Genomic DNA, 20,737 nt, shown 5'->3' on the forward strand with positions numbered 1-20,737 from the left:
TATTGCCTTTGGCTCGCCTTTCGCAAAAAGCCCCGACCTATTCAGGCCAGGGCTTTCCTCTGTGGGAGCCGGGCTTGCCCGCGATGACGTCAGCCCGCGAACCACACGACTTCTTTATTGCTCAACATTCCCTGGCGACTCCAACACCTTCACCACATCATCAATCACCGCCTTGCTCATCTCCTGCAAAAAATGCGACGCCCAGGCATAACGGTCCGTGTCCTGCGTCATCGCCGCGTCTTCCGCGAGCAGCTTGGCGAGGTGGAGCAGGTCAGAAACGTGATGCAAGGCTTCATGCAGTGAAACACCGTTGTTGACGCGGAACAGAGGTTGGTCGGAGTGAAAGGAAAAGGGGGTGACGCCGAGGGTGGTTAACGCAGACGCATTTGTAACGGTCATCGGTAAAACTCCCGTATCGAGTGAGAGCTACCACGTTCGTTATCAGGCGAATTGGGTGGCAGCTGTGCGCAGGCTGATAAACCGGAGATACAGGAACCCGGCAGACCCGAAGGTCTCCCACGCACAGCCGCCATTGCACGAATTGTGAGGCGAAAAAAACGCCTGCAAATCGGGTTTTGGGGGCGCTTGGTGCGCCTGCATCTTGCCGGGTTATCAGGCCCGGTCGCTGAATTGGCAGCGACAGGAGGGAGGGTAGCGTGGTGGGGCTTGGGGAGCAATCGGGAAAATGGATTGGTTAGGCGCCTGCTGGGTTAAGAGCAGTAATTGACTGGATAATTATTGGTTTTATGGGAGCGGCATAATTATTGGCTAGCCATAATTTTCTATAAAAGCTTGAATGCTAGCGAAAGGCACTGGCTGAGGTGATAAGGCGCGAGAGCATGCCACGCTGATCGTCGGTGGATTGGATGGCACACGAGGCTCCCGGATTGCAGTGTGTGGACAAAAAGAGGACGTGCGGAAACTACAAAGCCCTCATTTCTGCGAGGGCTTCGTTTTGTATGGTGCGGCACCAGGAGTCGAAAATAACAATAAATGTATGATATACAAGGCTTTTATTTTTTATGGCTAGACAAGCTATCTCTAAAAATATCCTTTGTAACTTCCCCGACCTTCTATAGATTGCTCCGCAGGATGGCGGACGTGGAGTCAGAAATGACTCGGTCAGCCTCGTGAGGCTCTACATGGCTGTGCTTTGCTTGATTCGCCCCACGCTGGGAGCTGCGTAGTGCTTCTTCAGTGACTCGTTGAGGGCTTTGTGGCAGCCTTCTAGGGAGCAGCGTCGTTTAGGTCAACAGGCACCCTATTCATTGCTGCTGACTAGGTAATTTCTGAGCGTTTAATAAGGACATAAAATGCCAATTCCAGATCGTTATAACGGCCGTTACGCATATCACTCCTGAATTCATAGAATAAGCGCAACGCTTGAAACGAGAGGCAGAGAGCCAGCCACCGGTAGAATCCAGGCTCTCACACCGAAGGATTCAAGCGCAGATGACTACGCATTACCGGCAGCTGACTCAGGGACAACGTTACCAGATTGAGGCTGGCTTGAGCGCCGCAGAGAGCCAGGCGAGCATTGCAAAGCGGGTCGGCGTGCATCCCTCGACGATCAGTCGCGAGGTTCGCCGCAACAGCACCCAGAATATCTACAAGGCTGTTTCTGCGGCCCATGAAAGTGATGCTCGTCGAGCGGGTGCGCGCAAGTTTTGCAAGCCGGCGACATGGCTCAGCCATCATCTCCCGGTGTGGCTCAAGCATGGCATGAGTCCGGAGCAGATCGCCCAGCGGTTGAAGCAGGAGCAGCCAAGCCGGGCGGTCAGCCATGAGTGGATTTATCGGTTCATTGCCGCCGAACAGCGCGCCGGTGGTGAGCTTTATACCTATCTGCGACATCGCCGAAAGCGCTACCGGAAACGCTATGGAAGCCACGATCGGCGCGGGCAGCTGCGTAATCGCGTGTCAATCAGTGAACGCCCAGCCGAGGTCGAAAGCCGCGAGCGCCTGGGGGACTGGGAGGGCGATACGGTACATGGACTGGGCGGTAACCTGGTGACCCTGGTTGATCGCAAAAGCGGCTATCTGAGCGCCTATCCGGTCAAGCGCAGAACGCGCCGGCAGGTAACGCGGGCGATCAATCTGATGCTTCAGGGCCATGCCGCTCACACGCTGACGCTGGATAACGGAAGGGAGTTTGCCGGGCATGAACGCATCGCGCTACGGAGCCAGTGCCAGGTCTTTTTTGCAGACCCCTATTCATCCTGGCAACGTGGCACCAATGAAAACACCAACGGTCTGCTCCGCCAGTATTTCCCCAAGGGCAGCGACTTCAGCAAGCTGACCGTCGAAGCCGTCAATCGGACAGTAGCGAGGATCAATCTACGCCCGCGCAAGCGCTTGGGCTGGAAGACGCCGTACGAAGTGCATACAGGGGTGAGCGTTGCACTTATGTGTTGAATTCAGGACTTTTCGTCCATTGAAAACTTGGATTCAATTATTGAATTGGGGTTGCTTTCGACGAATCAGAAACTACAAAGAGGCGTAACCCACGTAGATGTTGCTGCTGCGGGGATTCAGTGCCGAAGAGGCGCGATGGAAGTCCCAGGTTCAGGGGGGCGTCATGTTCATGATTACGTCCCGTTTTACTTTGCACAAAAAACCCCGATGCAGCTTTCTGTCATTCTTAAGAAAAACGTGGATCAACAGTTCTTGATTTATTTTGCTGTTCCCTTACGAATCATTGATTCTAGGCAAGGAGTTTTCTTTACCAGCGCTTCAGCTAATACAGATATTCCGCCCCCGTTTTTTTGTTCGGCCGAGTCGGATCGTCTGGAGGATTTGAACTGGGGAATTATTGATCACAATAAATGGAAGTATCCTGATGACAATGAGCGTCATCAAAAAATGGCTGAGTTGCTTGTCCCTGATCTGGTTTCTATGGCGGATGTGGCGTATATAGTCGCATGGAATGATGGCTTTGCTAAGATTATTAGAGATCGATTTGCTGAAAAGGGAGCTCCATGTCCAAAGGTCGTGTGTAACCAGTGGCATTATTACCCAGACATGCAAGATAAGAGGTTCTCATTTATTACTGGTCCGTATTTCTTAAAGAAAGGCTTTTTAGATACGGTTTCAAGCATAGAAAATGGTCGACTCCCGAATCCAAAGTTTATAAATTTGGAGCAGGCGCTGAATGCAGTTCGGGCGGATTTTTGCTCGATATTAGAGCTTGCTAATATTGATGGGCTTGCGGCTGACTATGGTCCTCATAAAGATGATGTAGGCACTCACAGTAGACGAGTCGCGGAACTTGTAGTTGAGAGTCCGGAGTATAATGCTCTTGATCTCCGAGGGAAGCAGATTTTAGAATTCGCGGCATTTTTGCATGATATAGGTAAGGGGCCTAAGACTAGATGGGCCAATTCGTTTATGGACAAGGCTGATAGTAATCATGCTTGCAAGTCTTTGCCAATGTTGCAGCGAATCTTGACTGAGGATGTAGGCGGGCTTTCTAATAACGACATTCGCCAGCTGGTTTTGTTGGTCACCTATGATGACTTGCTGGGGGAGATTGCTGCAAAAGGACGCGATAAAAAGCAATTTTTTGATGTGATCTCCTGTGACGAGGATGTGAATATGCTTGTCGCTCTTAGTCGTGCTGACATCGGGGCTCTTGATCAGGGTTGGCTGATGGGTACTTATCAGCGCATTGAACAGCTTCGGGATGAGGCTTTTAGACTCCTTCGAGGTGAAAACTGATGATTAAATTTGTGTCAGGGGATTTTTTTAAGTTTGAGGCCGATATAAGGGTCAATACTGTTAACTGTGTTGGGGTCATGGGTGCTGGTGTTGCTTTGGCCTTTAAAAAGCGGTACCCGAGTATGTTCGCTGATTATGCTGAACAGTGTAGCTTAGGATTGATTAGGCCTGGGAAACCCTCTGTCTGGCATAGCTCAGATGCTTTGCTTGAGGATGTTGAGATTGTTAATTTTCCCACAAAAGATCATTGGAAAAAGCCGTCCGAATATTCATATGTGGAAAGTGGGCTGCAGTGGCTATCCACTTATTTAAAAGAAAGGCAAGGGAAAGTAGTCACACTTCCTGCGCTAGGATGCGGCCATGGTGGACTGGAATGGGGCAGGGTAAAAGAGCTAATCGAGAAGTACCTCGGTGACTCCCCTGCGCAGATTTTGGTTTTTGAACCGTCAAGTTCAAAAAACGCTGGAAAAGCCATTGCGGATTATTCCAAATATTCTGCTATGTTCAGATCTGTTGAGATCAAAGTTATTGGCGGAAAAACTCCGAATTACCCAGTTTCACTTGGGCGGTTTGTTGATAAGGATTTGTATGTTTTTCCATCCTCTGTTCCAGTTGTTGATTTTGATTTCTGTTTGATTTGCAGTTCAACTCCAGCGGATAAAGAGAAAAAGTTGATTGGAAAAATTTTAGACTTCTGTGAGGGTGAAGGGCTAAGTGTTTTGCTCGGAAGTTCTGCGTATGAAAAAAAGCTTGCCGTTAGTCGAGCGAGTCGAGGGCTTAAGATCGGCTGTTTCCTACCAGTTGGCATTTATGCTTCAGCAAAAAAACTAAAAGAAAATAATTCGATAGAGAACTTGATGTTATTGTCCATTGGGTCTCCGACAGATGACTTTGATAAAAAAGAATACCTCCCGTCTGTGCTGGGTCGTATATTTTTGGCCAAGAATACTTTGTTTCTAACGAGCAGGTTGTCTTGGTTGGAAAGATATAGCTCCTTGCTGCAGAAAAATAAAATATCCTCATATATTTTTAATGATTCCGAGCTGGCTGTCGAAGACTTCAATGCTGCAATTAATTCTGGGGCAAAGGTAATAGAACAGGGTGATCTCAGTGCGATACGGATGCTGGTCCAGTGAGAGAGTCATGCTGCCCAACCATAGAGCCTCTACGTGGCCGATCTTGTGCTTGTAACAGACGGCCGCCTGCGCTTGTTAAATATTGTCGGTCGTGATTATAAAATCAGTTCTTTACTTGGCAGTTGAAAATCCACGGCTTGTCTAAACGACGAGCAAGCAGCCGTACAGTAAGTAGGTAGTAATACCGAGTTCCCTCGCATCTCCCTGCCAAGTAGTGCTCAAGAAACCAAGCCATGTGCTTTCTCTTCCAAGACCAGGGTGTTTCAAGCTGCCAGCGCACCATAATTTCGGCCTGGATGATCTTCGCCTGCCGCAAATGGCGTTGCCGCGTCGCGTTCGATCCGGTAAGCACTCCATTCAAGAACAACTCCATATCGAATGGCTTGCTCATGTCCTTCCTCCAATGTAGGCAGCGGACACGTCGAGCCGGCCGTGCCCAAGCTCGTAGCTGATTTGCCTCCGGGCCTCACGATCAAGGCTCCTATCGACCTGATAATATTGGCCGCCGTTGATAGGAGCCCGATGCAGGGTGACTTGCTCATAGCGCTCACATGCGTACGCCGCTCGTAGCTCATGGAAGCCTTTGAGGTTGTGTGCATGCAGGACGTCCCGCGCTGGGCGGATGATTTCCTGCAGAACAGTCAGATAGCTTTCGTCTGGCGCAATTAGGTTGCGGCTACTCGTAGGCGACACTTGCCGTGCAAACCCAAGTGCGTCTCGAACATGGTGGTCCACCGCAATCCATCGTGGCGCTGAGGCGCCAGCTCGGCCACCTTTGGTGCCATCCTGGATGTTGATCCTGCCTAGGTCGTTAGCCTCACGGCTTAACCGTGGCAGGTCAGCCAAGATGGCCTCACGCAAGCGCATGCCAGTGGCTCGCGCTAACAGAACGATTGCAGCGGCCCGTAGCTGATGATCGCGGCAAAGCACATCGACAATCTGCTTAACCTGTTCGCGGTCTTGGCCCTGCGGCACCGACTGTCGAATTCCGCTGCGCTGCATACCCAGCGCCTTGCTCGGACTGGGCAATGTCACGTACTGATCACCGCGAAGCGCAGCCATAGTCCTGTTAACGCTGGATAGGCGGTTTTGTGCGGTGCTGACAGCAAGGTCACCGCGCCTAACCACGTTGTGCAGATACGCCGCATAGTCGGCCAATACCTTCCGATCAATGTGCCGCGCATCATTGATACCGGGCCCCTGTTCGGAGCGGCACCATTTCACGAATGCCTGCCACCGATCACAGTGTGCCTTCACCGTGCCGTAGTGGCCGCCGCCGAACATGTCTTTCAGTGCTTGCGGACCTGCGTAGCTCAATTGCCTGCCGTAGCCGAAATTACGGCCATCGCGTTTACCCACCAATGCCATGTCGGTCACCTCATCGTCCGCTCTTCGATCCTCGCCCCACGTCATCCCGCCAAGAATGTTGAGTGTTATCAGGGATCAAGGCCCCTGCGACCTGTGGGGAATGTCCTCTTCGCGGGACTGGCGGCTCCTTACGTCCGGGAGCAAGGGCATCTCATGATCTGGCCTCCTGTACACCGTTGCCGGTGGGCGGGCGGAGGCAGCACTGGCTGACGAGATCAGCGCCTGAAGATCCTGAGCCATGTGCAAGCAGCAATGCGATGACCGGGGTATACCTGACTGTCAGTCAGGTGCAGTCCATTCCTTGGTCTGCGGCACCATCATCTACAGCGCTGTTGCTGGTGACATCGGCGTTTGTCACGCCGATTGTCACGAGGGGGAATGCCGCAAAGCCTTGTGCGATCAGGGCTGCAGCAGTGGTAGAAGTGCCCGTCTCTTTCCAGAAGAAAGAGACGGGCACAGGTTGGCGCAATATTCGGCCAAGCGGATAGGTTGCTGCAGGGCAGCGAAGTACGGTGTATCTGGCGCACGAGCGCTATGTGTGTAAGAGCATCCATCACATGGGTAGTGACCGGGCGAGCTGCCGGATGCGAATCGCCATTGGGGAGAACCACCGCGGGAGCGGCGTGACCTTTAAGGTTCGGGCCACCTGGGGTGCTGTCATCGACAGCGCTTGCAACTCCCGGTCTACGCCTGTGGACAATATTCGTCAAGCAAAGCGATTTCAGGGATTTAGCGCCTGTGGATAAAACTATCCCCCGGTGGACATCAGTGGTTTTCCACAGACGTATGCTGTGCCAGCAGTTTTTTTCTTAGGTATGGTCCTTTCAAACGGGGCGGCTTTGCAGCCCCGTTTGAAAGGACCCGCGCGGAGGAGCTTCATGCGGTGCTGTGGGTAACTTCACAGCGAGTTGAGGTGGTGGTGCGGCGGGTTACTCGGTCCTCTTGGCACTGCGCAGGCGCGTGACGTTCTCGCCCCTCTGCTTGGCAAACTCATGCGGGGTCACATGGTCCTCGCGATTCGCCTCTAGAAACCGGCTCCACCAGGTCATGATCATCCGGCGCTCTTCGAGGAACTCGGCCTTATGGGTATAAGCGGCCCGCACGTTGTTGCGTTCCTTGTGGCTCATCTGCCGTTCGATAGCCGTCTCCGACCACAGCCCGGACTCGACCAGCGCACTGCACGCCATGGCTCGGAACCCGTGGCCGCAGATATCCACTTTGGTGTCATAGCCCATCGTCCTTAGCGCGGCATTTACCGTGTTCTCAGACATCGGTTTCCACGGTTTGGCATCTCCCGCGAACACCAGCTCGAACTTGCCGGTGATCGCGTGGATCTGCTCAAGCAAGCCCACTGCTTGCGGCGATAAGGGTACAACGTGAATGTCTCCGGCCATTTTCGTACCCCTTGTGGAAAACGGTACGCCGTCGAGCGCCGGGCGAGTGTCGGGGATCTCCCAGATGCCGCGATTGAGGTCGAACTCGTTCCAGCGGGCGAAGCGCAGCTCACTGGAGCGTACGAACACGTGCAGCGACAGCATCACGGTAAGGCGTGTGAGTGGACGACCTTTGTAGTCGTCGATGCGTGCTTGCAGCTCTGGCAGCCGCGATAAGGGTAGTGCGGGTCGATGTGTAACCCGTGGTGCTCTGATCGAGCCGTCGAGGTCGTGAGCCGGGTTCGCGGTGATCAGCCGCAGCCGTTTGGCTTCGCGCATGATGCTTTGCAGGTAGTTCTTGATCCTAAGCGCCACGTCGATGGTGCCGCGTTTCGTCACGGCTTCTAGAGGCTGCATGAGGTCGTGGGTATCGAGCTCGACGATTGCCCTGGCACCGAGCAAAGGGAATACGTGAGTCTTCAACCGGCTGAGCACAGTCTTGGCGTGGCCCGGCGCCCACTTGGGCACCATCCCGGCATACCAATCGAGCGCGACGCTTTCGAAGGTACGGCCATTGATTACGGCTTGCACCTTGGCCTGCTGCTTGGATTGGATGGGGTCAATGCCGTTGGCGAGTTGCTGTTTGAGCTCGAAGCGCTTGTGGCGAGCGTCAGCCAGCCCGACCACCGGGTAATTGCCGAGTGAGGTCAGGCCCTCGCGACCATCGAGCTTCACGTACCTGAGCCGCCAGCCTTTGCGACCGTTGGGCTTCACGAGCAGGTAAAGGCCATCGCCGTCAAAAAGCTTGTACTCACGTTCGCGAGACTTTGCAGTGCGGCAGGCGTTGTCGGTAAGGGGAGCCGTTGTGCGAGCCATAAGGGTACTTTCCAATGTCGAATTGGTAGGTATCCTTAAAAGTACCCTTATTAGCGCTGGCTACCCTCGGAATCCGACGGAACGCCAAAACGAAAAAACCCGCCAGAAGGCGGGTTTTTCGGGGGTTCCAGAGATTTTGAAAGCTTTCTATGGAACCTTGAATGGTGCCGGCACCAGGAGTCGAACCCGGGACCTACTGATTACAAGTCAGTTGCTCTACCAACTGAGCTATACCGGCGTGTTAGGGCGACGATTATAGCGATTGGAAAGGTTCTGTAAACCCCTGAATTCTGACTATTTTTGCAAAGTCGGAGGTTTCTCGCGATTAGGGCGTTTTCCCCGTGTCTTCACAGGTTGAAGAGCGCGTGCAAAGTACGGGTCCAACTCCATGCAGTAGACGAGATCGATAGGGTTCAAGCATCCCTTGGACAGACCCCCTCGTAACCTGATGCACAACGGGCTTTACCCCTTGCCAAACGCGCCAAACAGCCCGCACAAAGAGCCCGTTATGCGTCTGGCGCCAGATGCTTATGCACAATCGGTTGGTAACGGTTGTCCCGAAACAGCCATTTTGTGCAGCAGTTCTCAACACGCTGCAACTGCCTGTTTTGTGTGCATTTTATTTTGTGAACAAAAAATAACCAGGCCGGCTTTGGGTGTGAAGTGCCTATATCTAGGGCCTCTGCAAACTATTCATCAACAGAGTTATCCACAAGGCGCTTGTAGGATTTTTTGCCCTTTATTCGCGCTCGGCCAGCACCATCAGGTTGCGAGGGGTCAACGATGGTTCGCAGAAGCTGCCGACCTCGACGTTGTAGCCCTGTTCCACCATGAACAGTGCCCGGTCCAATACCAACCATAGTTCCAATGGGCGTCGAAACAAGCCTCTCACTAACTCAAGGTTGCGCACTTCGGCCAGGCGCTGCCAGCCGTGGGCTTCCAGCGTCGTCCAATCCTGTTCACCTGTGGATAAGCCCTTGAGGCTCGCCAGTTCCTGGCAGTAGTCGGCAAAGGATTTATCCAGCCAACTGGCGGGCAGGGAGGGTGTCGGCAGGTAGTCGTCGCAGCCGCGCACTTGCCGCTGTAGTTGGTCAAAACCCAGGCGCCGCGCCATGGAGGTGTCTCGTTGTTGGCGTACACGGTTGCCGGCGGTGACGGTTTCGCTCAGGGGCAGGCCCAGGTCATCAATCGACAGTTGCAGCATGGAGGCGCGCCCGGCGGCGGAGAGGGCTTGATAACGGTCGGCGGTGATGCGGTTGTAGCAGCAGGGCGCCAGGGCCAGTTGTTTGCAGCCGGCGGCGCTGGCCCGTTGCAGCAGGCGCACGTGCAAATCGCCGCAGGCGTGCAGGGCGACCGGTGTGTGTTCGGGCTGGATCGCGACATCCGCCATCACGTCTTGCAGGTGATGGGTCGCGGGGAGGCCGTGGCGATCGCTCAAAGCTTGGCCGGAGGCGATGAGGGCGGGGTCGTACTCCAGGCAGGTCAGTTGTTGACCGGGTTGCAGCAGGCGGCGGCCTAGGTGGCCTTTGCCGGCGCACCAGTCCAGCCAGTGGGCAGGCGTTTGGGTAAAGGTCAACGCGGCGCCGAAGGCTTCAATCTGTTGCCACTTACGTCCGGGCACATCCACATTCAGCCGGTGGCGAGCGGGGTCAAGGGCGTGGACGGGTAACTTATCCACAGCACTCAGGTGCAGCGCTTGAGCGGCCAGCTGTGGAAAAGGGGCGGGTGCCGGCAGTTCATGGGGTTGGTTGTGACTGGCTTCAGCTTCGGCCAGCGAACGCTTGCGCAGCCATTGGGATAACGCTGGATGCTCGGTTTCCCAGGGCAACTGCAAATGAGTAAAGGGCCGTGGTCGCCACAGCCCTTGGTGTTCGGTCAGGAATGCATCCAGTGCCTGGAAGCGTGCCTCAACGTCCTTGGCACGCATCGACGCGCAGCCATTTTTCCAGCAGTTTGAAGCCGCGCACCAGCACGTAGGCCATCAGCAGGTAGAACAACCCCGCAGCGAAGAAAATCTCCACCGGCAGGTAAGTGCGCGCAATGATGGTGCGCGCCATGCCGGTCAGTTCCAGCAGGGTCACGGTGCTGGCCAGGGCGCTGGCCTTGAGCATAAGGATCACTTCGTTGCTGTAGGCCGGCAGGCCAATACGCGAGGCGCGTGGCAGAATGATGTAGAACAGCGTCTTGGGCTTGGACATGCCCAGGGCCCGCGCCGCTTCGATTTCTCCCGGCGGGATGGCCTGGATCGCACCGCGCAGGATCTCGGCGATATAGGCGGCGGTGTGCAGGGTCATAGTGGCGGTGGCGCACCAGAACGGGTCGCGCAGGTACGGCCACATGAAGCTGTTGCGCACGGCGTCGAACTGCGCCAGGCCGTAATACACCAGGAACAACTGCACCAGCAGCGGCGTGCCACGAAAGAAGAAAATGTAGCCGTAGGGCAGGGCACTCACGTACCAGCGGCGCGAAGAGCGGGCGATGCCGAGTGGGATCGCCAGCAGCAGACCGGCGATCACGGCGATTGCCACCAGCTCCAGGGTCAAGGTTGCGCCCTGGGCCAACTTCGGCAGCCACTTGATGATCACGGCCCAGTTCAGGCCCAGGTCAAAGTGCGATAGCCAGCTGTAGTCGCCGCTCATTGGGTGCTCCTTGCAAAGCCGAGGGCGGCGCGTTTTTCCAGGAAGTGCATGCTGGTCATCGCCAGTACGGTCAGGCCCAGGTACATGAATGCGGCGACCATGAAGAAGGTGAAGGGTTGCTTGGTCACGGTCACGCCGATCTGCGCGTGGCGCATGATTTCTTCCAGGCCGATCACCGACACCAGCGCGGTGTCTTTCATCAGGATCATGAACAGGTTACCCAGGCCCGGCAGGGCGATACGCCACATTTGCGGCATGATCAGCCGGGTGAAAATCCGAAACTTCGACAGCCCCAACGCCACACCGGCTTCGCGGTGGCCCTTGGGAATGGCGAGGATCGCGCCGCGGAACACTTCCGTTGCGTAGGCGCCGAAGCACAGGCCCAGGGCGATGACGCCAGCGGCGAAGGCGCTCAGGGACAAGTCTGGGTTGCCGAAGAACTCACCCAGGGCACGCATCAGATTGACGGTGCCGAAGTAAATCAGCAGCACCCACAGTAATTCGGGAATACCGCGAACGATGGTCGAATACGCACCGCCCAGCCATTGCAGCGGCTTGTACGGCGAAGTCTTGGCCAAGGCGCCGGCAAGGCCGAGCACCAGCCCCAGGCACAGGGCCGTGAGCGCCAGTTTGACGGTCATCAGCGCGCCGGCGGCGAGCGCCGGGCCGAATCCGTAGAGATCGAAATTCATGGTGTTTTCATATCGCGGCAGGCATTGCTAAAAGCCAGCGCGCTCGCAGGAGCGCGCCGGGCAGGCCGTTCAGATCATTCGATGCTGAACGGGAAGTACTTGTCGTTGATCTTTTTGTAGGTGCCGTCTGCCTTGATCTCTGCCAGGGCTTTGTTCAGGCGCTCGCGCAGCGGGTCGCCCTTGCGTACGGCGATACCGATCTTGTCGCTTTCTACCACCGGGTCGCCTTTGAATTCATAGGCCGAACCGTCTTTGCTCTTGAGCCATTCGTACTGCACGTACTTGTCAGCCAGGATGCCGTCGAGGCGACCGGAGGTCAGGTCGAGGTAGGCGTTTTCCTGTGTGTCGTAGAGCTTGGCTTCGGTGTCCGGCAGCTTGTCTTCCAGGTAGGTACCGGCCAGCGTTGCGCGCTGTGCACCGATCACCTTGCCTTTGAGGTAAGTGGCGTCGGTCTTGAAATCCGCAGTGGCTTTGGGCGCAATGAACTGCAGCTTGTTGGAATAGTACGGGTCGGTGAAGTCAACCGCCTGCTTACGCTCGTCGGTGATCGACAGCGAGGACACCAGGAAGTCGAACTTCTTGGCGTTCAGGGCAGGGATGATGCCGTCCCAGTCGGACACATACACTTCGCACTTCTCGACTTTCATCTTGGCGCACAGGGCGTCGCCGATGTCCTTGTCGAAGCCGACAACGTTACCGCTGGCGTCTTTATTGTTGAACGGCGGGTAGGCCGCTTCGATCCCCATTTTCAAGGTTTCTGCCATGGCCGTGGCGCTGAACGCCATCGAGACGGCCGCGGCCAGAAGGAATTTCTTATAGGTCTGCATGCATGTTGCTCCGTTAGCGGTTGCTGGACATGAATTGTTTGCAGCGCGCCGAAAGCGGGTTTTCAAACACCTGCTGTGGCGATCCTTGCTCTTCGACCAGGCCCTGGTGCAAAAACACCACTTCGCTGGATACCTGACGGGCGAAACCCATTTCGTGGGTGACCAGCAGCATGGTGCGGCCTTCTTCGGCCAGTGCGCGGATCACATTAAGTACTTCCTGAACCATTTCCGGGTCAAGCGCCGACGTCGGCTCATCGAACAGGATGACTTTAGGTTGCATCGCCAGGGTGCGGGCAATCGCCGCCCGCTGTTGCTGGCCGCCGGAGAGTTGCGCAGGGTAAGCGTGGCGCTTGTCGGCAATACCGACCTTGGCCAGCAGGGCCTCGGCCACTTCTATGGCTTCTGCCTTGCTTTGGCCGAGCACGCGACGAGGGGCCTCGATGATGTTGTCGAGGATGCTCATGTGCGGCCACAGGTTAAAGTTTTGAAACACAAACCCGATTTCGCTGCGCAGGCGGTTGATCTGCTTGCCGTCGGCGGCCATCAGTTCGCCGTTTTTCGCGGCCTTGAGCTTGAGTTCTTCGCCGGCCACCAGGATCTGGCCCTGGTGCGGGTTTTCCAGCAGGTTGATGCAGCGCAGGAAGGTGGACTTGCCGGAACCGGAGGAACCCAGGATCGAGATCACATCGCCGTCGCGAGCGGTCAGCGAGATACCCTTGAGTACCTCAAGCTCACCATAGCGTTTGTGCAAGTTGCGGATTTCAAGCGCGGGCGTGGCCTCGGCCATGTGCGGTCCTCATTGTGTTCGTTGCGATCTTCGCTGTTGGGCCGCCTTCCTGGCGAGGCGCCAAGCTAGCATAGCGTTTGGATGACAGCCAACAGCGCTGCGGACGGTTAACCGATGGTCTGCGGCAGGGTGTCGCATCGGCGCAGTAGCGTGTCGCGCCATCAACAACCTACAGACGTTTGAACCGGAAAGATCCACAGGCTTCGCGTAAAAAAGGGCGCGATGGTGCCAGCTTTGGCCGGGTGTTGGAAGGGTTAACCGGGCAAACGGTCCATATCAGCCCGTTTATGGGGCGTCACGTACTTTTTGTGTGTGTTTTTGGTGCGTCGGATTGGCTGAAAGGTGAGTCGCACGGTAACGCTATAGCGGAATGCCATGATTCTCAACGACTTGCGAGTGCTGACGAATTGTCCTACAGCCCGCGTCAACTGCGGCTCTGTTACATTTTGGCGCAAATCTTGCGTAAAAAATAAAGAACGCCCTGTTGGATTCTTTTCACGAGAAAGGCTGCAGGCCGGGCGAACCGTTTTCGCAATTCCTCGCAAAGGTGTGTCAATGAGTAGTACGCAAAGCTCCAATGACCTCGAACAGGGGCTCAAACCGCGTCACGTCACCATGCTGTCGATTGCCGGTGTCATCGGCGCCGGTTTGTTCGTCGGCTCCGGCCATGCGATCGCTGCTGCCGGCCCGGCTGTGCTGTTGGCCTATGCAGCCGCCGGTACGCTGGTGGTCTTGGTGATGCGCATGCTGGCCGAGATGGCCGTTGCGTCACCCGATACCGGTTCGTTCTCTACCTATGCCGACCGGGCAATCGGCCACTGGGCCGGTTTCACCATTGGCTGGCTCTACTGGTGGTTCTGGGTGCTGGTGATTCCGTTGGAGGCCAACGCAGCGGCGACCATCCTGCACGCCTGGTTCCCCGACGTGGCGATTTGGGCGTTTACCCTAGTCATTACGTTGTTGCTGACTGCAACCAACCTGTTCAGTGTGAAGAACTACGGTGAGTTCGAGTTCTGGTTTGCGCTGATCAAAGTCGTTGCGATCGTCGGCTTTGTGATCCTCGGCCTGGCCGCGATCTTCGGCTTCTTGCCCACCAGCCAGGTCAGCGGTGTTTCGCACCTGTTCGATACCCAAGGGTTCATGCCCAACGGCATGGGCGCGGTGTTGGCGGCGATCCTGACCACCATGTTCTCGTTCATGGGCACTGAGATTGTCACCATTGCTGCCGCCGAATCGAAGAACCCTGGCCAGCAAATCACCAAGGCCACCAATTCGGTGATCTGGCGGATTGGTTTGTTCTACCTGTTGTCGATCTTCATCGTGGTCTCCCTGGTGCCTTGGAACGATCCGACCTTGGCTGCCGTAGGTTCCTACCAGACTGTGCTGGAACGCATGGGCATTCCGAACGCCAAGCTGATTGTCGACCTGGTGGTGCTGGTTGCCGTGACCAGCTGCCTCAACTCGGCGCTGTACACCGCGTCGCGCATGCTGTTCTCCCTGGGCCGTCGCGGTGACGCACCGGCCGTGGCCAAGCGTACCAACAAGAGCGGCACGCCTTACTGGGCAGTGTTGCTGTCTACCGGCGCTGCGTTCCTGGCGGTATTTGCCAACTACGTCGCCCCGGCGGCCGTGTTCGAATTCCTGCTGGCCAGCTCCGGCGCCATTGCGTTGCTGGTGTACCTGGTGATTGCCGTGTCGCAACTGCGCATGCGTCAGAAGCGTGCGGCGGCGGGCGAGAAGATCGTGTTCAAGATGTGGTTGTTTCCTGGCCTGACGTACGCGGTGATGGTGTTTATCGTCGGTACGTTGACCATCATGCTGTTCCAGGAAGCGCACCGGGTCGAGATCATCGCCACCGGGATTCTGAGCTTGCTGGTGGTGTTGGCGGGGTTGGTGGTGGCGAGCCGTCGCAAGGCTCAAAGAGTGGGGGCTGCGGCGCTTAACTGATACGCCGCTATTCAAACTGTGGGAGATTCTATGGTTGAGGGGCAACCCTCAACCAACTTTTGGCTGATATTCGCTTTGCCCTTTCAGCAGAGCGAACACCACCCGAGCAAGCTTGCGGGCCAGTATTACCAACGCCTGTGTGGTGCTATAGCCTCGCGCCCTCTGTGCTTGATAAAACGCTTTCCATGTCTCTGTTCGGCTAGCCGCCATCGCTGCGTTATGCAGCAGGCGCCGAGCTTCTGAGTCGCCGCGCTTACTTAAACTACGACGACCATCCTTCTGTCCTGACTTGTTGACGCGCAAATCCATACCAAGAAAGGCGATAAACGCGTCCGAATTCCTGAACTCTCCCCGTTGGAAGGTGGCAATCAAACGCGCGCCAGTCAAAAAACCGATGCCTTCGACTTTCAAGCAACGCTTCAACTGACCCAGTAAACCTGCTTCTTTCAGGCAGTCACTGATCATTTTTTCGATTAACCCTTCCAGTCTCTGCATCGACTTCACCTGCTCGGCAAACGAGGGCTCGTTCGCCCAGCTTTGCGTCAGGCTGACGCGCGCCTGAACCAAGGCTGCGCGCCGACGAAACAGGCTTAGAAGATGGCGATACAGCGGTGATGGAGGTGTCCAGGGACGCAGTTCGTCTGCCTCCTTTCTCAAATAGCGGACGAGCAACTTGGCATCCAAAGCATCGGTCTTGGCCCGGATCTTCACGCTTTCGCGGTAATGCTTGAGCTCATAACCTCCAACCATGTAAACCACGCAACCAGCTTCATGAGCTAGATCAGCAAACTCCAAGTGGTAGATATTGGTGGCTTCAATTGCGATGGCCACTTTGCAGGACAAGGCCTTCAGCCATTTTTTGATAGCGGCTTTGGTGTTTGGGATTGTTTCTAACAAATCGACTTCAGCGTGATAAATCACCAGTTCATTCTTAGCGACATCGACGCCTACGATTGGCTTTGAGACAGAAACTGGCATTGCCATGGGGCTTCCTCCGGGCTAAGGTTTTGAGCACTTGAAGGGCTCACCCAGAGGCGCAGGCTTGTTCCTATCGTCGGTCATAGCCAGATGCATTCTTTATCGGCGCTTGGGTGAAAGGAGGAGGGGCGAAATCTCCCACGGTCTGTACTGCGTCAACAGTCAGAATCGGGCTTTGTCCCTTCTCCTCCCTTCAAGTCCTAGCATACAAGCGGGCTTGCTCGCGAATGCGCTAGACCAGTCAATAATTGAGTGACTGTCAGAATGCATTCGCGAGCAAGCCCGCTCCCACATTTTTATTTTGCGTCAGTCGGGGGCGTTGGCCAGCGCCTGGGACGCCGCCACGTAGTCGGCCTGGAACTGCGGCGACTCAATCCACGCCAATGCGGCGGCTTCATCATCGCTGTCCGTCGCCCACTGCCGATACTCGATCAGCGCCGCCAGGATAAAGTCGGTCGCTTCCTCTTCGCCTTCCTGCTCCAGCACCAACGCCAGCAACGGGTGCGCCAGGAACACCGCACACAGCGCCTGCTGGCTGATCTCGCCGGCGGTACGCATTTCGACGAACAGTTCAGTCAAATCCACCGACTCAAGGTCGATGCGGCTGTCGTCGCCAGCAAAAGCATCCGGCTTGTGCGCCACGGCGCGCTGGGTGCGGTTTTGCTTGGCCTTGGCTTTTGCCCGGTGGGCGCGTTTTTGCTGCTTGTTTGGCGAGGCCATGGGCTTAACGTCCTTGGGGTCTGGGTTTAGAGGGTGTATTGAAGCGCAGGTTGGGGTAAATCCCAAGGGTTTCTCGGGCGGCAATGATTGCTGTAGTGCTCGACCTTATCTGCGCGGGTACTTAGGCTGACAGTCTATGGATCCACCAGAGCCCGCCCATGACCCGTGACACCCTGGAACACCATCAGGTCCCGATCTACTTCGTTGCCGTCTTTGCGGCCGTCACGCTTGGCCTGCTCTGGCCCTTGTCGGCGCAGGGCCTCAGCCTTTGGGTGACCCCTGCCATCGCCGTGCTGATGTATGCGATGTTTTTGCAGATACCCTTTCTTGAGCTGCGCCAAGGCTTGGGCAACAAGCGCTTCATGGGGGCCTTGCTGCTGGCCAATTTCATCCTGGTGCCTTTACTGGTGTGGGGGTTGACCCGCGGCCTGGTGGAGCGCCCGGCGTTGCTGGTGGGCGCTCTGCTGGTGTTGCTGACGCCCTGTATCGACTACGTGGTGGTGTTTACCCATATCGGCAAGGGCGACTCGCGGTCGATGCTGGCGGCAACCCCGCTGCTGCTGTTGCTGCAACTGCTGCTGTTGCCGGTATACCTGGGGCTGATGTTGGGCGAGCAATCGGCCGTGGTGGTGGCTGCGAGGCCGTTTGTCGAGGCGTTCTTGGGGCTGATTGTGGTGCCGATGCTTCTGGCGGTTTTGACCAGCACTCTTGCGCGGCGGTCGAGCATAATCAGTCATTGGAACAGTGCCTGGGCGTGGTTGCCGGTGCCGGCGATGGCGTTGGTGCTGTTTGTAGTGCTTGCTTCGCACATCACGGCGGTAATGCAGGATATCAATGTGTTGCTGCCAGTTATTCCGGTCTACGTGGCCTTTGTGTTGCTGGCGCCGTTGATGGGCATTGGGGCTGCGCGCCTGTTCGCACTGCCAGCTTTGACGGCGCGGGCGGTAACGTTCAGTGCGTCGACCCGTAATTCGCTGGTGGTTTTACCGTTGGCGCTGGCCCTGCCGGAGGATGTGCGCGGCTTGGCCGCAGCGGTGGTGGTTCTGCAGACCCTGATCGAGTTGGTTGCCGAGTTGGCCTACGTTCGCCTGATCCCGGCAGTGGTGTGGCCCTCCAGTCGGTAACCGCGTGAATGTTCAGGTCTGTTCAGGCGCCATTCAGGGGCGCGTTCGGCACCATACGCCAGCGCTTCCCACCTGACAGGTCACCCGATGGATCACCGCAACCGTTTTCGCCTGGAGTCACTGGGTATTTTCCTGGTCGCTCTCTTGTTGTTCACAGTAGGCATCTGGGATCAGCAGCCCCAGGGTTTTGACGGGCGTTGGGCGCTGTTCCTGCAGGAGATGTATCGCCATGGCGCGAGTCTTTTCCCCACCACCTACGGCCAGCCCTATGCGGATTACCCAGGCACCGCGACCTTCTTCAGTTATCTATTCGCCCGCTTGTTCGACGCGCCGAACCACTTGGCGAATGTGCTGCCCACGGCGCTCGCCTCGGCGGGTGTGATCGCGCTGATGTATCGTCTGCTGGCACCCTACAGCCGTGCCTGGTCGCTGCTGACGATGCTGCTCACGCTGCTCACCGCCCAGTTGCTCGAAAAGTCGCGCTCGGTGTGCCTGGACCAGATGGTCGCATTGTTATGCGTGGGCAGTTTCTATCTGCTGCACACCGGCGAACGCCTCGGGTCACGGCTGAGGCAACTGGCGGTGTTCCCGTTGTTCATCCTGGGTTTCGCCATACGTGGGCCGCTGGGGTTGATTGAAGTCTGCGGGGTGGTGTGTGTGTATTGGGCGTTGGGCAAACCGGGGGTGCGTGTCCGGCAGATCCTGATCCACGGCGTTGTCGGCCTGGTGTTGCTCGCCGCGTGCTGGTGGTTACTGATGAAGCTTGCGCGGTTCAGTGGTGGCAATGCGTTTGCCGATGAAGTCTTCAAGATGCAAGTCGGTGGGCGTCTGGATGAGTCGGGTGAGCCGTTTTACTTTTACTTCCAACTGAGCTTGTACCGCTACTTCCCGGTGGTTCCGCTGGCGTTTGCGACCCTGTTTGCGTTGCGCCATCGCTGGCCCGAGCGTTGGGGCAATGAGCACCTGCAATTGCTGGTGCGGTTCGGGGGCTGCGGCTTGATGATTCTGCTCGGCCTGTCGGTACCGCACTTCAAGCGCGCTTATTACATTCTGCCGATGGTGCCGATGTTTGCGGCTGTCGCTGCCTATGGACTGCTGCATGCGCAAGGCTGGCTGGTGGGCGTGCGTCGTGGCTACGAATGGCTGGTCGCGGCGCTGCCGGCGTTGTGCGTGGTGGTGTTGCTTGTGTGTCGACACGCCTGGCACAAGCAGGGCTACTGGCCGGAGATTTCCTTGCCGTTGATGATCGGCGTGCTGGTGGTGCTGCAAGCCGCAGCGTTGATTGCCTGGCAGCGAGCATGGCGGTTGGTGTGGCTCAGTCTGATCGCCCTGGCGGCGCAATGGCTGTTGCTGGTGACGGTGATAGAGCCGGCCAAGGACCTGCAATTCGATACTCGGCGGTTTGTCAGCCAGGTGGAGGCGTTGCGCCAGGCGCAGCCGGGCCCTTTGGTATTTGTCGACCTGGCACGGGATACCTGGGCGGTGCGCTACATGATGAACCTGGATCACGATGAACAGCCGCTGTTTGTCGGGCGACACGAGCTTGAGAAATTGGCGGCGCTGCCCCGGCCCTCGTGGGTGATCGTGTCGCGCAAGGAGACCGCGCTGTTGAAGGGGTCGCCGGTGGAGCACTTGGCGCCGAGCTATCAAGGGCGCTTGAATGACAACCCATTGATGGTGTTTTTGCTCAGGTAAGAAGGCCCTTGAGCCAAGGGCCTGCCGAGCAGCTGATTACTTGCAACGGAAGCCTTCAGGCATCGTGACCGTATAGTTGCGCTGCACGCGATCCTGGAAATTCAGATTCTGCAAACCCTGCTGTACCAGGAAGGCTTCGACCTTGGCGGCTTGGCAGTCGTCGTTATAGGACGACGCCCGTAGCAGGTAGACAGCGCGCCTGCTCACTTCATCACGAGCGGTGACCCGGAAGGTGGTGAGCGTGGTGTAGCCGGTGCGCTCCGAGGTCCCTACCGGGCCGTAGGAGGTGTTTGGAGTGCTGGTGCAGGTTAGTTGGTCGGTCTTTTTCTTGTTCTTCTTGCATTGGGTGGTGGTGCTGTTTGCCACCTGCCCGTATTCGGTGGCGGTATAGCGATAAGTCACCTGCTTGCTGTCGACATCCAGGGTGACGGTCATTTTGATCGGTGCATGGTTCTTGGGCAGCGTGGTGTCGGTGAAGACATTGCGAAAGCCCTGATCCTGCATGGCGCGGACCATGTCACGCAAGTAGTAGCGGGCGTTGAGCGAGTTTTCGTCACTGCCGCCAGTGGAGGTCACCAGCACGGTTGCCTGTCGGTCAAAGTGGTAGTCCGGGTCAGGCGTTGCGTTGATTGCTACGTCCAACTGCGTGGCACACCCACTGAGCAGGGCGGTCAGTATGAATAGGGTGCAAAGCAAGAAGCGGGTCATGAAAAAACCTTACAACTGAGATTTGGGTAAAGGCTGAACGATTGAGTCCAGCCAAAAATAACCCTCAATCGTCTTCCTGCGACATCGTGTCCGTAAATGCGTGAGTCGTATTAAATCGCAGGCAATAAAAAACCCCAAGGAACACATTGT

Annotated in this window: 18 protein-coding genes and 1 tRNA gene; 6 read left to right on the forward strand and 13 right to left on the reverse strand. The window is 56.6% G+C overall.

All coding sequences use genetic code 11. The features are described from left to right. Nucleotides 1-114 precede the first annotated feature (114 nt). Complete coding sequence (locus AB4P90_RS02410) at nt 115-399, reverse strand: DUF3077 domain-containing protein (RefSeq protein ID WP_395605628.1); 285 nt, start codon at nt 397-399, stop codon at nt 115-117. 1,053 nt (nt 400-1,452) lie between these two features. Here AB4P90_RS02410 and AB4P90_RS02415 point away from each other — a divergent pair. From AB4P90_RS02415 to AB4P90_RS02425, 3 genes are read left to right on the forward strand one after another with little or no spacing between them, the layout of a single operon-like run. Next, a complete protein-coding gene (locus AB4P90_RS02415; protein WP_004577240.1) occupies nt 1,453-2,415 on the forward strand; it encodes an IS30-like element ISPpu17 family transposase in 963 nt (320 codons plus the stop codon). Nucleotides 2,416-2,466: 51 nt separating this feature from the next. Then, nucleotides 2,467-3,717 carry a DarT ssDNA thymidine ADP-ribosyltransferase family protein gene (locus AB4P90_RS02420; RefSeq protein WP_395606078.1) on the forward strand — a complete coding sequence of 417 codons (1,251 nt, stop codon included), beginning with the start codon at nt 2,467-2,469 and terminating at the stop codon, nt 3,715-3,717. Next, nucleotides 3,717-4,853 (forward strand): macro domain-containing protein, encoded by a 1,137-nt coding sequence (locus AB4P90_RS02425; protein ID WP_395605629.1) that lies wholly within the window; start codon nt 3,717-3,719, stop codon nt 4,851-4,853. Before AB4P90_RS02420 ends, AB4P90_RS02425 begins: the two co-directional genes overlap by 1 nt. 103 nt (nt 4,854-4,956) lie before the next feature. Here AB4P90_RS02425 and AB4P90_RS02430 read toward each other — a convergent pair whose 3' ends face one another. The 9 genes from AB4P90_RS02430 to AB4P90_RS02470 form a co-directional block, all read right to left on the reverse strand. After that, nucleotides 4,957-5,244: a hypothetical protein gene (locus AB4P90_RS02430; protein WP_395605630.1), complete on the reverse strand. Its 288-nt coding sequence runs from the start codon at nt 5,242-5,244 to the stop codon at nt 4,957-4,959. Further along, the gene (locus AB4P90_RS02435) at nt 5,241-6,221 is read right to left on the reverse strand and encodes an integrase domain-containing protein (RefSeq protein WP_061204172.1); all 981 of its coding nucleotides are present in this window, start codon (nt 6,219-6,221) and stop codon (nt 5,241-5,243) included. The genes AB4P90_RS02430 and AB4P90_RS02435 overlap by 4 nt, the downstream gene beginning before the upstream one ends. Nucleotides 6,222-7,150: 929 nt before the next feature. Continuing rightward, on the reverse strand, nt 7,151-8,470 hold the full coding sequence (locus tag AB4P90_RS02440; protein WP_395605631.1) for a tyrosine-type recombinase/integrase: 1,320 nt from the start codon (nt 8,468-8,470) through the stop codon (nt 7,151-7,153). Nucleotides 8,471-8,632: 162 nt separating this feature from the next. Then, nucleotides 8,633-8,708, reverse strand: a tRNA-Thr gene (locus AB4P90_RS02445). 501 nt (nt 8,709-9,209) lie between these two features. After that, a complete protein-coding gene (locus tag AB4P90_RS02450; RefSeq protein WP_038448510.1) occupies nt 9,210-10,397 on the reverse strand; it encodes a methyltransferase in 1,188 nt (395 codons plus the stop codon). Further along, nucleotides 10,378-11,067 carry an ABC transporter permease gene (locus tag AB4P90_RS02455; RefSeq protein ID WP_032803763.1) on the reverse strand — a complete coding sequence of 230 codons (690 nt, stop codon included), beginning with the start codon at nt 11,065-11,067 and terminating at the stop codon, nt 10,378-10,380. Before AB4P90_RS02455 ends, AB4P90_RS02450 begins: the two co-directional genes overlap by 20 nt. A gap of 38 nt (nt 11,068-11,105) precedes the next feature. Next, nucleotides 11,106-11,801 carry an ABC transporter permease gene (locus tag AB4P90_RS02460; RefSeq protein WP_060767894.1) on the reverse strand — a complete coding sequence of 232 codons (696 nt, stop codon included), beginning with the start codon at nt 11,799-11,801 and terminating at the stop codon, nt 11,106-11,108. A gap of 74 nt (nt 11,802-11,875) precedes the next feature. Next, nucleotides 11,876-12,628, reverse strand: a complete 753-nt coding sequence (locus AB4P90_RS02465; RefSeq protein ID WP_014716503.1) for an ABC transporter substrate-binding protein — start codon at nt 12,626-12,628, stop codon at nt 11,876-11,878. A 13-nt stretch (nt 12,629-12,641) separates the two neighbouring features. Beyond that, nucleotides 12,642-13,415, reverse strand: a complete 774-nt coding sequence (locus tag AB4P90_RS02470; RefSeq protein WP_010213906.1) for an ABC transporter ATP-binding protein — start codon at nt 13,413-13,415, stop codon at nt 12,642-12,644. A gap of 555 nt (nt 13,416-13,970) precedes the next feature. Here AB4P90_RS02470 and gabP point away from each other — a divergent pair. Further along, complete coding sequence (gene gabP / locus AB4P90_RS02475) at nt 13,971-15,362, forward strand: GABA permease (RefSeq protein WP_019819964.1); 1,392 nt, start codon at nt 13,971-13,973, stop codon at nt 15,360-15,362. A 48-nt stretch (nt 15,363-15,410) separates the two neighbouring features. Here the strand turns inward: gabP and AB4P90_RS02480 are convergent, their stop codons facing one another. Both AB4P90_RS02480 and AB4P90_RS02485 read right to left on the reverse strand, forming a co-directional pair. Beyond that, complete coding sequence (locus tag AB4P90_RS02480) at nt 15,411-16,340, reverse strand: IS110 family transposase (protein ID WP_395606079.1); 930 nt, start codon at nt 16,338-16,340, stop codon at nt 15,411-15,413. A 306-nt stretch (nt 16,341-16,646) separates the two neighbouring features. Further along, nucleotides 16,647-17,060: a hypothetical protein gene (locus AB4P90_RS02485; protein WP_014716505.1), complete on the reverse strand. Its 414-nt coding sequence runs from the start codon at nt 17,058-17,060 to the stop codon at nt 16,647-16,649. 158 nt (nt 17,061-17,218) lie between these two features. Here AB4P90_RS02485 and AB4P90_RS02490 point away from each other — a divergent pair, with 158 nt between their 5' ends. After that, the gene (locus AB4P90_RS02490; protein ID WP_395605632.1) at nt 17,219-18,184 is read left to right on the forward strand and encodes an arsenic resistance protein; all 966 of its coding nucleotides are present in this window, start codon (nt 17,219-17,221) and stop codon (nt 18,182-18,184) included. 87 nt (nt 18,185-18,271) lie between these two features. Continuing rightward, nucleotides 18,272-19,879: a glycosyltransferase family 39 protein gene (locus AB4P90_RS02495; RefSeq protein ID WP_168223953.1), complete on the forward strand. Its 1,608-nt coding sequence runs from the start codon at nt 18,272-18,274 to the stop codon at nt 19,877-19,879. A 36-nt stretch (nt 19,880-19,915) separates the two neighbouring features. Here the strand turns inward: AB4P90_RS02495 and AB4P90_RS02500 are convergent, their stop codons facing one another. Continuing rightward, a complete protein-coding gene (locus AB4P90_RS02500; RefSeq protein WP_168223954.1) occupies nt 19,916-20,587 on the reverse strand; it encodes a hypothetical protein in 672 nt (223 codons plus the stop codon). Between the last annotated feature and the right edge of the window lie 150 nt (nt 20,588-20,737).

This window comes from Pseudomonas sp. B16120, from assembly GCF_044218845.1.
In the GTDB taxonomy this organism is placed as follows: Bacteria; Pseudomonadota; Gammaproteobacteria; order Pseudomonadales; family Pseudomonadaceae; genus Aquipseudomonas; species Aquipseudomonas paracarnis.

Excerpts from the sequence above, each read along its gene's own strand:
- AB4P90_RS02410 (WP_395605628.1), bottom strand. The coding sequence starts at position 399 with ATGACCGTTACAAATGCGTCTGCGTTAACCACCCTCGGCGTCACCCCC.
- AB4P90_RS02415 (WP_004577240.1), top strand. The coding sequence starts at position 1,453 with ATGACTACGCATTACCGGCAGCTGACTCAGGGACAACGTTACCAGATT.
- AB4P90_RS02425 (WP_395605629.1), top strand. The coding sequence starts at position 3,717 with ATGATTAAATTTGTGTCAGGGGATTTTTTTAAGTTTGAGGCCGATATA.
- AB4P90_RS02430 (WP_395605630.1), bottom strand. The coding sequence starts at position 5,244 with ATGAGCAAGCCATTCGATATGGAGTTGTTCTTGAATGGAGTGCTTACC.
- AB4P90_RS02435 (WP_061204172.1), bottom strand. The coding sequence starts at position 6,221 with ATGGCATTGGTGGGTAAACGCGATGGCCGTAATTTCGGCTACGGCAGG.
- AB4P90_RS02440 (WP_395605631.1), bottom strand. The coding sequence starts at position 8,470 with ATGGCTCGCACAACGGCTCCCCTTACCGACAACGCCTGCCGCACTGCA.
- AB4P90_RS02450 (WP_038448510.1), bottom strand. The coding sequence starts at position 10,397 with ATGCGTGCCAAGGACGTTGAGGCACGCTTCCAGGCACTGGATGCATTC.
- AB4P90_RS02460 (WP_060767894.1), bottom strand. The coding sequence starts at position 11,801 with ATGAATTTCGATCTCTACGGATTCGGCCCGGCGCTCGCCGCCGGCGCG.
- AB4P90_RS02465 (WP_014716503.1), bottom strand. The coding sequence starts at position 12,628 with ATGCAGACCTATAAGAAATTCCTTCTGGCCGCGGCCGTCTCGATGGCG.
- AB4P90_RS02470 (WP_010213906.1), bottom strand. The coding sequence starts at position 13,415 with ATGGCCGAGGCCACGCCCGCGCTTGAAATCCGCAACTTGCACAAACGC.
- gabP (WP_019819964.1), top strand. The coding sequence starts at position 13,971 with ATGAGTAGTACGCAAAGCTCCAATGACCTCGAACAGGGGCTCAAACCG.
- AB4P90_RS02480 (WP_395606079.1), bottom strand. The coding sequence starts at position 16,340 with ATGCCAGTTTCTGTCTCAAAGCCAATCGTAGGCGTCGATGTCGCTAAG.
- AB4P90_RS02485 (WP_014716505.1), bottom strand. The coding sequence starts at position 17,060 with ATGGCCTCGCCAAACAAGCAGCAAAAACGCGCCCACCGGGCAAAAGCC.
- AB4P90_RS02490 (WP_395605632.1), top strand. The coding sequence starts at position 17,219 with ATGACCCGTGACACCCTGGAACACCATCAGGTCCCGATCTACTTCGTT.
- AB4P90_RS02495 (WP_168223953.1), top strand. The coding sequence starts at position 18,272 with ATGGATCACCGCAACCGTTTTCGCCTGGAGTCACTGGGTATTTTCCTG.
- AB4P90_RS02500 (WP_168223954.1), bottom strand. The coding sequence starts at position 20,587 with ATGACCCGCTTCTTGCTTTGCACCCTATTCATACTGACCGCCCTGCTC.